This window comes from Chrysiogenes arsenatis DSM 11915, assembly GCF_000469585.1.
GTDB lineage: Bacteria > Chrysiogenota > Chrysiogenetes > Chrysiogenales > Chrysiogenaceae > Chrysiogenes > Chrysiogenes arsenatis.
On the sequence record NZ_AWNK01000005.1, the window covers coordinates 327,024 to 338,012 of the forward strand.

Consider the following 10,989-nt stretch of genomic DNA (forward strand, 5'->3'; position numbering starts at 1 on the left):
CCTTAGCATGCATACGGAATGTTCAGCTTGTCGGCAATTGCTCTATCGGTCGTAATCAGGGCGTCGGAACGCCCGACCGGCAGAGTGCTGTTGCCAATTGGTGCCATCAGTTTTTTCAATTCCTGATCAGTCGCAATAAAGTAATTGACGACATTTTCGGCCACCTTATCGATATCAAGCCGTTTGACGAGCACCGGGTTTTGCGTACAAATGCCCACCGGACACAAACCAGTATTACAGGCATTACACTTGCCATTATCCTGACCAACACAACCCGCAATTTGCAGCATCAGCTTGCCCGTGAAAATCCCATTGGCACCAAGGCAGATCATCTTGAACGCATCGGCCGCGAGATTCCCCGCCTGCCCCATGCCGCCACCAGCCCACAGCGGGATTTGCCCCTGTTTCCCCTGATGTACCGCCGCCAGATAGCAATCGCGCAGCTTGGAAACAATCGGATGGCCGGTATGGTCAAGCGAAATATCCTGCGCCGCACCCGTGCCACCGCTGATGCCGTCGATGAAAAACCCGCCGACAATATTGTACGGATCGCGCAGCAGGTTATTGTAAACCGAAACACTGGTGACGCTGGCGGCGACTTTAATCGCTACCGGCACACGGAACTTAAAGGCGGCGTTCAGCGAAAGGAACATCTTCTGAACGCTTTCTTCAATTGAATACAATCCTTGATGATTTGGCGGGCTCAGTAAATCGGCCTTGGGCACGCCGCGAATTTCCTGAATGTGGCGTGCCACTTTTTTGGCCTGCAACATACCACCATCGCCCGGCTTGGCGCCCTGACCTATTTTAATCAACACACCCGCCGGATCGTCCTGCATGTGCGCCATATTGTTGACAATACGGTTCCAACCAAAATGGCCGGAAGCGATTTGCAAAATCATATAGCGGACAAAGCGCGAACGGAGCAGCGGCCCCGGCACGCCCCCTTCGCCAGTGCACATGCGAACGGGCAGGCCAACTTCTTCGTTCAGATAGGCAGTGGCAATCGCCAAGGCTTCCCACATGCGGGTCGAGAGCGCACCAATCGACATATCGCCAATAATAATCGGGTACATCCAGTTCATCGGTGGCATCGGGCGCGAAGTGATGAGCTTGCCATCTTTCAATTCGAGCCCCAAGCCTTGCGGCGGAAGCACGCGACCAAGCGGTGAAAGCATGTCGAACGTGTGGCGCTGCGCATCGAGCGAAGGATCGGTCATTTGCGAAATACGGCCAATGACTATTTTATCGAGCGTACTGCCCGTTGGGTTCAAATTCGAGCGGCCCCCGCGCTTGTATCCGTCAGCCGTCGCACTGCGATATTTAATTGCCAGCCGCCCGTGCGGATTAAGCATCGGGGCAATGGCTTCGTTCGGGCATACCTTTTCGCAAATTCCGCAACCACGGCAAGCGTCTTGGTGATTGATCACTTGGCGGATCACCGGCACACTCTGGAACAACACCTTGGGTTGTGGCGTTAAGTGATCGCTAATGACCTTACGCCGCTTTTCGACTCCAGCGGTAATGGAGCCAAACGGGCAGGACGCTAAGCAACGGCCACACATCGTGCAGCGATCATGTTTATAGACAATACGCCATTGCAGGTCGTCACGCGCAATGGCATTTACCCTCATTGTTGCCATCTGAGCACCTCCAGATCATTGTTGATCACTACCGTTTCCCGTTCATGCGGATAAATATCCTGCTTCCAGTCACGGTTCGGGAGGATCTCATTGATGCCGTTGACTTCGGAACTAATCGCCACCATCGTATCCGTGCGGCCAACAACAACGGGGCGCAACTTTTTGGAGTCGCACAGGGTGAACATCGTCCCGTCAGGAAGGACGCCGATGATGGTATTCGGCCCATTGATTTCCAGATGAGCCAGCGACGAGCGGATGCGCAGCAAAACATCACGATCGGCTCTTTTTTCGATTTCATCAAACGGCAGCGGCGTCGCGGTATGTTTATAGTATTCCAGCGGCCAGCCCAACTCGCGATGAATATAATGTAGCGTATACAAGAAGCACTGCGAATCGGATTCAAAGCCGATATACCCGCGATTCAGCCCTTGCTGAAAGTGCTTATTTTTTTCGTAAAACGTATTTTCGCCATTGGCCAGCGCGGTATAACCCTGCAAAAAGAAGGGATGTGCCGCGTAGCGGACAATATCGTAGTTCGTGTTCTGCCGACATTGAGCGGTAATTACCTTCGCCGTAAAGTCTTTGCTCTCTTCCCACAGGTTGAAGTAGGTTCCAATATCAGTCGGATCGCCGATTTCTTTGAGTGTCATCGTATCCGGCCAAAAGGAATAGACAAAGCCATCGCCCGTTTTTTCCAGCTCACGGCGCAGTTTAATGCGCGTATCCATCAACAAGTCTTCTTTTTCGCGGTCGCTGGCACTGCGCAAGTGCTTGGGATAATGGAACAACTGAAACACATACATTGGCATTGGTTCGATATTCAGCCCCGCCGCCGGACGAATTTCCGGATTCCACTGACCAATCCGGCTGAAACCAATCGAATACAACATATCTTCGGCGATTTTCATCCCCTGTTCCGTACAGGCCATCGAGAGGATCGGGTATTTTTTATACCCTTCAAACACTCCGCCAAGGTCTTGCATGACCATGGCAAAACCGGAATTATCGTGCCCCTTCTGCTGCGAACGCATCAAGCGCAGCGCCCATGATGGGTGGATATATTCCGTTGATTTAATTGCACCAATTCTACACACGACTAACACCTCCACAGGTATGAGCGGGGCAGAATATCACAATTACTATGCAATTAAAATAGACTGAGCTGAATTGTCAGATATCGACACTCGCTCGCATGGAGATATGCTGAAAAAATTGTCATATTTCTGACAATCACACCCGAAAGCCCAATACAAGGAGAACGAGGTGCTCAATAAAGCTTCATGCCTCATCCTTCAAGACTACGACGAGCGCATCGCCCACGCGGTGGCACTTGAGCGCAACGCGCGCTTTTGCCATGTTAGGATCCATCAGCACGGCAATCTGAAAAAATACGAGTGGCGCATCCTGCATATTCAGGGAAAGCGCTCGCTGCAACTGTTCGCACAAATGCGCAAAGCGTTCCGCTGTTGCTTCCCCTTTTTGTTCGCAAATGCGGCTGGGAACAATATAGCGATTCCAGACGGCAGTGGAAATCAGCACTTTTCCGTCCCATCCATTGGTGGCGGTTTCGGCGCTAACGTCGCGCAGGGCGCCTTGTGTCAACAGTTCAGAAAGTTGTTCAGCAGTATAGTTTTGCATTGCATCCCTTTCGGAAAAATAGGTAGTTTCATCTGCTTAGAGCAGCGATTCGGCGAGTGCGCACGATGTATTACGCATGATACTAGCAAAGAGTCTCGTCGCCGCACAGCAAGAATCAGTGTGTTGATTGCGCTTTTTCGTCAATTAGTTCGGAAAAGACTTTTCAGAAATGACAATTTCCTTTAATCTCAGGCGATTTTCCCGCGCGAATACCCGAAAAAGGAGTTTGCCGTGCCTAGACGCAGCGACTTAAAGAAGATTATGATTATTGGCTCTGGCCCGATTGTTATCGGTCAGGCCTGCGAGTTTGACTATTCCGGTACTCAGGCTGTCAAAGCCCTGAAAGAAGAAGGCTACGAAGTCATTCTTGTGAACTCGAACCCTGCCAGCATTATGACCGATCCAGAATTGGCAGATGCTACGTATATCGAACCGATTACTATTGAGTATCTTGAAAAAATTATCGAGCGCGAACGCCCCGACGCTCTACTCCCAACGGTCGGTGGTCAGACGGCGCTGAATGCCGCTGTTGATCTTGCCGAGATGGGGATCCTCAAAAAATACGGCGTTGAAATGATTGGCGCCAATCTGAACGCCATCAAAAAAGGGGAAGACCGCGAGCTGTTTAAAGAAGCGATGCAGCGCATCGGCCTTGATATGCCGAACAGCGGTTATGCGCACTCGATTGCCGAAGCGCGTAAAGTGGTGCAGGAAATCGGCTTCCCCGCGATTATCCGTCCGTCATTCACCCTTGGTGGGACTGGTGGCGGCATTGCGTATAATATGGAAGAGCTGGAAATGATTGTCTCCAGCGGACTTGACGCTTCTCCTTCGCACGAAGTACTGATCGAAGAATCAATTATCGGCTGGAAAGAGTACGAAATGGAGGTCATGCGCGACAACAAAGACAACGTTGTTATCATTTGCTCCATCGAAAACCTTGACGCGATGGGCGTACACACTGGCGACTCGATCACCATTGCGCCCGCGCAAACCCTGACCGACAAAGAATACCAAATGATGCGCGATGCCAGCATCAAGGTTATCCGCGAAATTGGTGTCGATACCGGCGGCTCAAACGTGCAGTTTGCCGTCAATCCGCGTGATGGCCGCCTGATTATTATTGAAATGAACCCGCGCGTCAGCCGCTCTTCGGCACTGGCGTCAAAAGCGACAGGCTTTCCGATTGCCAAAATCGCCGCCAAACTAGCGGTTGGCTATACGCTTGATGAGCTGCAAAACGATATCACCAAAGAAACTCCAGCGAGTTTTGAACCAACGATTGACTATGTCGTCACCAAGTTCCCACGCTTCGCTTTCGAAAAATTCCCCAAAGCCAACGCCACTCTCACGACGCAGATGAAAAGCGTGGGCGAAGCAATGAGCATCGGGCGGACATTTAAGGAATCCTTCCAAAAGGTGCTCCGTTCGCTTGAAATCGACTCCTATGGCTTTGAAGGCCGCGTTGCACCGGATAAACTGAAAAAACCAACGCCTGATATTATCAGCCTCGTCGAAGAAAAACTTCGCGTCCCCGGCGCCGAACGCACGTGGTACATCGGTGATGCCATTCGCCTTGGCTATACCGTGGATCAAGTCCACGAGCTGACCGGCATCGACCCGTGGTTCCTGCGCCAGTTCGAAGAAATCATCGCCATGGAAGGGAAACTCAGCGCCCTTGGTTCGTTCCATAACCTAAGTGCGGAATTCATGCGTGAAGCAAAGCAGATGGGTTTTAGCGACCGCCGTCTTGCCACGCTACTCAACACTGATGAAAAAAACATCGAAGTTATTCGCCATAAATTCGGCGTCCTGCCGGTTTTCAAGCGGATCGACACCTGTGCTGCCGAGTTTGAAGCGCACACGCCATACCTCTATTCAACCTACGAAGAAGAGTGCGAGGCGGCACCAACCGACCGTAAAAAAATTATGATTATCGGTGGCGGCCCCAACCGGATCGGCCAAGGGATTGAGTTTGACTACTGCTGCTGTCACGCCGCGTTTGCCCTCAGCGATGATGGCTACGAAACGATCATGGTCAACTGTAACCCGGAAACCGTTTCGACCGACTACGATACCTCCGACCGCCTCTACTTTGAACCAATCACACGCGAAGACATTCTGGCCATTGTGGAAAAAGAAAAGCCCATCGGCCTCATTGTGCAGTTTGGCGGACAAACGCCGCTTAAGCTCGCCGTGCCACTCGAAAAAGAGCGGGTACCAATCCTCGGCACCACGCCGGATGCTATCGACCGCGCCGAAGACCGCGAGCGCTTTAAACAACTGGTAGAAAAACTCGGACTGCGTCAGCCAGACAACGACACCGCGACCAGCAAAGAACAGGCTGTCGCCATCGCCGAGCGGATCGGGTATCCCGTCGTCGTTCGTCCGTCGTACGTCCTTGGTGGCCGCGCTATGGAAATCGTCTACAACACCGAAGATCTGCGCGACTACATGGAACGGGCGGTCAAAGCTTCGCCGGAGCACCCGATCCTGATCGACCTCTTCTTGCAACATGCGGTCGAACTTGATGTTGATGCCATCTGCGACGGCGAAAACGTTATCATTGCTGGCCTGATGGAACACATCGAAGAAGCAGGCATCCACTCCGGCGACTCCGCCTGCTCGCTGCCGCCGCGCAATATTTCCGACGCTATCTGCGAAGAAATCCGCCGCCAAACCCGCATGCTCGCCCTTGAACTCGGCGTTGTCGGGCTGATGAATATTCAGTTTGCGGTAAAAGGCGAAGATATCTACCTGTTGGAAGTCAACCCACGCGCCAGCCGCACCGTGCCGTTTGTCTCAAAAGCAACGGGCATCCCGTACGCCAAAATTGCTGCGCGCGTGATGGCTGGGAAAAAACTCCCTGAACTTGGATTAACCGAAGACTACACGCCTGAATACTTTAGCGTGAAGGAAGCAGTCTTCCCCTTCATCAAGTTCCCTGGCGTCGACACCGTGCTGGGGCCGGAAATGAAGTCGACTGGCGAAGTCATGGGGATCGATATGAACTTCGGTATCGCTTTTGGCAAAGCACAAGCCGGAGCCGGTGGCAATCTACCATCAAAAGGCACGGCGTTTATCAGCGTGCGCGACGAAGATAAACCGTTCGTAACACACATTGCTGAAAAGCTTCTGCAGCTGGGCTTCGCCGTCGTCGCTACTCGCGGGACTGCCGCTTTCCTGAAAGACAAGGGAGTCAATGTCGACGTGGTTCACAAAGTCAAAGAAGGGCGACCGAATATCGTTGATAAGATCGTCAACGGCGAGATTGCTCTCGTCATCAACACACCAGAAGGCTCGCGTTCCCGTTCGGACGATCTTTCCATCCGTCGCAGCGTCCTGACCTACAAGGTGCCATACTCTACAACCATCGAAGGCGCACTCGCAGCGGTGACCGCCATCGAAGCGCGCAAGAAAAGTCAGACATCGGTACTACCAATTCAGGAATACTACAAACTGGGATCAGCCCCGACGATCTACTAAGTCCACCGCGAACAACACGACCAAACAACAAAAAGTCCAAGGAAAGCCAGTGCTTCCCTTGGACTTTTTTGTTTAGGCAACAACATTCAACCCGAGTGTCACAAAACGGCAGAGCCAGCTTAGTCCTTGGTGCATTTCCCTGAGAAAAACTCCGTTAATATATCAAATGCAACTTTTACTTCTTTTATTTTATCATTCTTGATAATTAGAGTGTTTTCGTTGCAAAACAACTCTACAATGTCTATACCTAAACCATCCGCAATATTGGCAAGTGTTTCTATGCTCGGATTAGCTTGGCCACGCTCAATTTCACTCACAAACTTACAACTCAAAGAAGCGCGCTCAGCAAGTTCCTCTTGCGTTAATTGCATGCTCCGGCGAATCGCTCTTATTGTTGTGCCAAGCTCTACTCTAGCGTGATGGGTGGTTGCAGTTTTCATATATGAATTATAAGTTACAACCAGTTTATGAAAACCATTTATGGGTTGTATTTACTCATAATAAGTGCAATATAGTTCATATTTGTAAATTTTGCTGCTGTTCTGTAGCAGTATACGTTTGATCTGGAGGGGTGTTAGATGAAAAAAGCAATTGCAGCTCTAGCGACAGTAGGCCTTATCATTGGATGTGGCGGTGGGGGAGGAAGTGGAAGTGGTAATACCAGCTTAGGCGATACGCAGTCGCCTACTGCTACCGCTATCACTGCAATCTCTGGCAACGTAGCAGATGGTTACTTATTCGGCTCGCAAGTTAATCTTTACTCTGATTTCACGCGAACCTCATTGATAAACACAACCACAACTGATGCTAAAGGAAGGTATTCATTCGATAATGTTCCTTTTGGGGCGTATATTGAAGTAACAGGCGGTAGAGACACGTTTACCGGATTTGACTTTGACGCCAAGTACACCCGAATAATTGAGACAGGCGACATAGTTAATGCAGCCCATATTCACCCGTTGACTACTCTGCTCGCTGAGGCAGGTGACTCACGTGAAAGCGTTCGTGCATTGCTAAACAGATTTGGTGACGTTCAGGCAATGGATATCGCGGATACTGGCGACACAAGCGACAATTCTTTAGCGGCTTTCAAGTTCGCTGTCCATATCCATTCAGTCGTAGACAAACTAAAGGAGGTAGCTGGTACGTCAAGTGAAAAGCAAGAATTGAGTCGTGCGCTTCTTGGGGCAATAGGCGCACAGTTGGCAGCAAAAGTTACCGAATCTACTTCAATGGAGCACGTAGCTGAACTCCAAGTTGAAACAGGAGATATCGTTAAAATAGCCTCGTCTTCCCATTTGGCTCATGTTCAAGACACAGTGAAAAACTCAATCCAATCAAGGGCAGAGATTACTGCAGGGTTAAGTAAAGGCATTGCCCAACGGGGCATTCAGCAATTTAGCAACAAAGAAAATGCCCAATTTGCAATAGCGCAACAAGTTAATCAAATTAAAGATTCTTTTGAGCTAGACTCTTCTGACAGTTCTCTTCTCAATAGCATTGAAAGTTTTTTTGATAGCTTTGAAGAGCGACAACATGAAGCTAAAGATAATCGCCCATCAAATCATAAAGTACACGTAAATGGCTTCGATTACGCGCTCGACATTCAATTTCCTGTGGATGTTCAATGGAATGGCGTAGCCGCCCCTATCGAACTATTTGCAATAAAGGAGAGGAAAAATGATTATCGCAAACTTGACAGATTGTTCTTTTCAGAGAATTCCGTGACTTTAGAAGAGCTACGTTGTCAATTTCCCCGCTTTACACAATGTTCCACCGATACCAGCGAAGATCAAATTAGCAATAAATCGTCGAAAATGATTGTGGTAAGTAACGATAAAGATAATTTTAGCGGTGAGTTGAAAATCAACTGGTCATACCCACTGGTTCAACTTAACAACAGGCCGATTCCGTCAACTCTCAGTATTCATGCCATCAGTGCAACATTTACAGTAAAAACAAGCGGCTTCAGTGACAGTGATTGGTATGATGTTTCATACTTAGCACAGACACAGACCGCAAACCCTCCGACACCGACACTTGGTCAAATTGCTACGAACCTAAAATATTCAAACACATCGATAGGTATTGGAGGTGGAATTAGTTTTGCTTTTGATGGGAGTCAAAGTGATGCGAATAGTAGCGGAAATATAATCCAAGCGGATTGGAATCCGATCACTCAAACATTTACACGCTATACATCAAAAATTGGCACATGGGACATTTCCAATGATCTCCTGACCGTCACTCTTGACGCGCCGTATTTGTTTGAGGGGCAAATTCGCATTAAGGATTCAAAGGCAGAGTTACGCACGCGAGAGCTTCCGGGCAATACTGAAACAATTATGCTACTCAAAACGGCAAACAACAAAAGCACCGATCTGAAAGATTATTTACGCGAAACTATTCAAACTCCTGCGGAAGAAAGTGAGCCAGAAAGTATCTCTATTGAAGGTCTTGTCAGACTTTCTGGAGCATTAGCTAATGCAACAGTAACAATAGGCGAAAGCGAGTTTGTAGCTGATCATTTAGGGCGATTTTCAGCTCAAGCATATGATGGTGACCTGATCACTGCACACGGTGGCGTAAACATATTTACCAATGTGCCCAATTCATCCACTTTGCTGGCAAAATTCGATGAGAGTTTTGATACAACTGATGTGCGAGTGGATGCTATTACAACCATTGTAGCACTTCGCCCTGAGATAAAAGGCATTATCAACTCAACACTGAATGTTGAATTATTTTCAATCACAAATGACAGCGTAGACGTGATTTTCCAGAGATATATTCAGACCCTCAATGATCTTATAAAATCAACGAACGCGACTGCTTTTGAAACTAATGAGATGTATGGATATCAAACCCTAGCAGATGCGATTGTCAAGTATTACGCTGACAGTCCAGATCAATTTGATCTCCTGAATCCCCAACTGTTAGTAGCCATGTTGCCTGTAGAAGTCATTCCAGATACTGCTGATGCTGTAATTGTTACGGTGATGCGCGCAATTGAGCTGCTCCTGACGGGAGCAAATTCTGAACCAGCAGGAAATAACGTGACAAATATTACGATCGACATATTCCTCGGCTCACTGAAGAACTCAATAGAAAGCGACACGATTCAGGCGGTAACGTCAACACAGCTAGAGGAAGTAGCGTTGCATATCAAGAGCGCTATAAATGCAAGCTTGGGTGCAAGTGGTAGTGATGTGGTTAGTGTAAATTTGGAAAGCATTGTAAGTAAAATTCCACTAGCAACCCTTACTGAAACAGCTGATATAGCTACGGCAGTGCGCATTGAAACGGATGACATGATTACAGCAGTACAGATTTATACACCTTAGCAAATACACTCAGATAGTGCATTGAGAGCTTAGGTAAGCTCTCAATGCACAAACTCAGGCAACAACATTCAACCCGAGTGTCATCGGCGGAGTGTGTAAAATATTTTGTGTAAGTGGCCATTTAAGATACTATTCTGATCATATCTCAAGGAGTATCCCATGGCCATTTCCGATGAACTTCTCGACCAGCTTCTTGTCAACTATAAAAAGCCTGAAGATCTTGTAGGCGAAGGCGGTCTACTCAAAGAGTTAACGAAGCGACTTGTAGAGCGTGCAATGCAGACAGAGATGACAGACCATCTTGGCTATGCCAAACATGGAAAGTCAGACAAGCAGGCTGGAAACTCACGCAACGGCAAATATCCAAAGACTATTAGCGGCGAGTTTGGTGAGCTTCAGATCAATGTCCCCCGTGACCGCGACGCCAGTTTTGAGCCAAAAATTATCCCCAAAGGTCAAAGCCGTTTTCATGGTTTTGACGATAAAATCCTCTCTATGTACGCGCTGGGCATGAGTACACGGGACATTCAAGTTCACTTGGAAGAAATGTATGGTGTGGAGGTTTCCCCCACCTTAATATCCCAAGTAACCGATGCTGTGATTGACGATGTGAAATCATGGCAAAACCGTCCCCTTGATGAAGTTTACCCCATTGTTTATCTGGATGCTATCAGGGTGAAAGGGAGACAAGGCGGACACATTATCAACAAAGCAGTGTATCTCGCGTTGGCTGTCACCATGGAGGGACAAAAGGAAGTTCTTGGCATGTGGATCGCGGAAAATGAAGGGGCAAAGTTCTGGCTTAGTATTCTTAACGGACTACAAAACCGTGGAGTTAAGGATATTTTCATAGCTTGCGTTGACGGCTTAAAAGGGTT

At 48.7% G+C, this 10,989-nt stretch carries 7 protein-coding genes; 3 read left to right on the forward strand and 4 right to left on the reverse strand.

Annotation, left to right across the window (positions count from 1 at the left end):
• Window positions 1-2: 2 nt before the first annotated feature.
• The 3 genes from P304_RS0103940 to P304_RS0103950 form a co-directional block, all read right to left on the reverse strand.
• Window positions 3-1,643 carry a glutamate synthase-related protein gene (locus tag P304_RS0103940; protein ID WP_027389482.1) on the reverse strand — a complete coding sequence of 547 codons (1,641 nt, stop codon included), beginning with the start codon at window positions 1,641-1,643 and terminating at the stop codon, window positions 3-5.
• Entirely contained in the window at window positions 1,631-2,737 is a 1,107-nt protein-coding gene (locus tag P304_RS0103945; protein WP_027389483.1) for a class II glutamine amidotransferase, read from the reverse strand. Before P304_RS0103945 ends, P304_RS0103940 begins: the two co-directional genes overlap by 13 nt.
• Window positions 2,738-2,921: 184 nt before the next feature.
• Complete coding sequence (locus P304_RS0103950) at window positions 2,922-3,281, reverse strand: hypothetical protein (protein ID WP_027389484.1); 360 nt, start codon at window positions 3,279-3,281, stop codon at window positions 2,922-2,924.
• Between the two features lie 231 nt (window positions 3,282-3,512).
• On the opposite strand from P304_RS0103950, the gene carB reads away from it, so the two are divergent.
• Window positions 3,513-6,767, forward strand: coding sequence for a carbamoyl-phosphate synthase large subunit (gene carB, locus P304_RS0103955; protein ID WP_027389485.1), 3,255 nt, complete (start codon window positions 3,513-3,515; stop codon window positions 6,765-6,767).
• Window positions 6,768-6,886: 119 nt separating this feature from the next.
• Here the strand turns inward: carB and P304_RS13905 are convergent, their stop codons facing one another.
• Complete coding sequence (locus P304_RS13905; RefSeq protein ID WP_084417521.1) at window positions 6,887-7,207, reverse strand: helix-turn-helix domain-containing protein; 321 nt, start codon at window positions 7,205-7,207, stop codon at window positions 6,887-6,889.
• Window positions 7,208-7,345: 138 nt separating this feature from the next.
• Here P304_RS13905 and P304_RS0103965 point away from each other — a divergent pair, with 138 nt between their 5' ends.
• The gene (locus tag P304_RS0103965) at window positions 7,346-10,111 is read left to right on the forward strand and encodes a hypothetical protein (RefSeq protein WP_027389486.1); all 2,766 of its coding nucleotides are present in this window, start codon (window positions 7,346-7,348) and stop codon (window positions 10,109-10,111) included.
• A gap of 159 nt (window positions 10,112-10,270) precedes the next feature.
• Window positions 10,271-10,989 (forward strand): IS256 family transposase (locus P304_RS0103970; protein ID WP_027389487.1); only part of this gene is annotated, 719 nt, incomplete at its 3' end.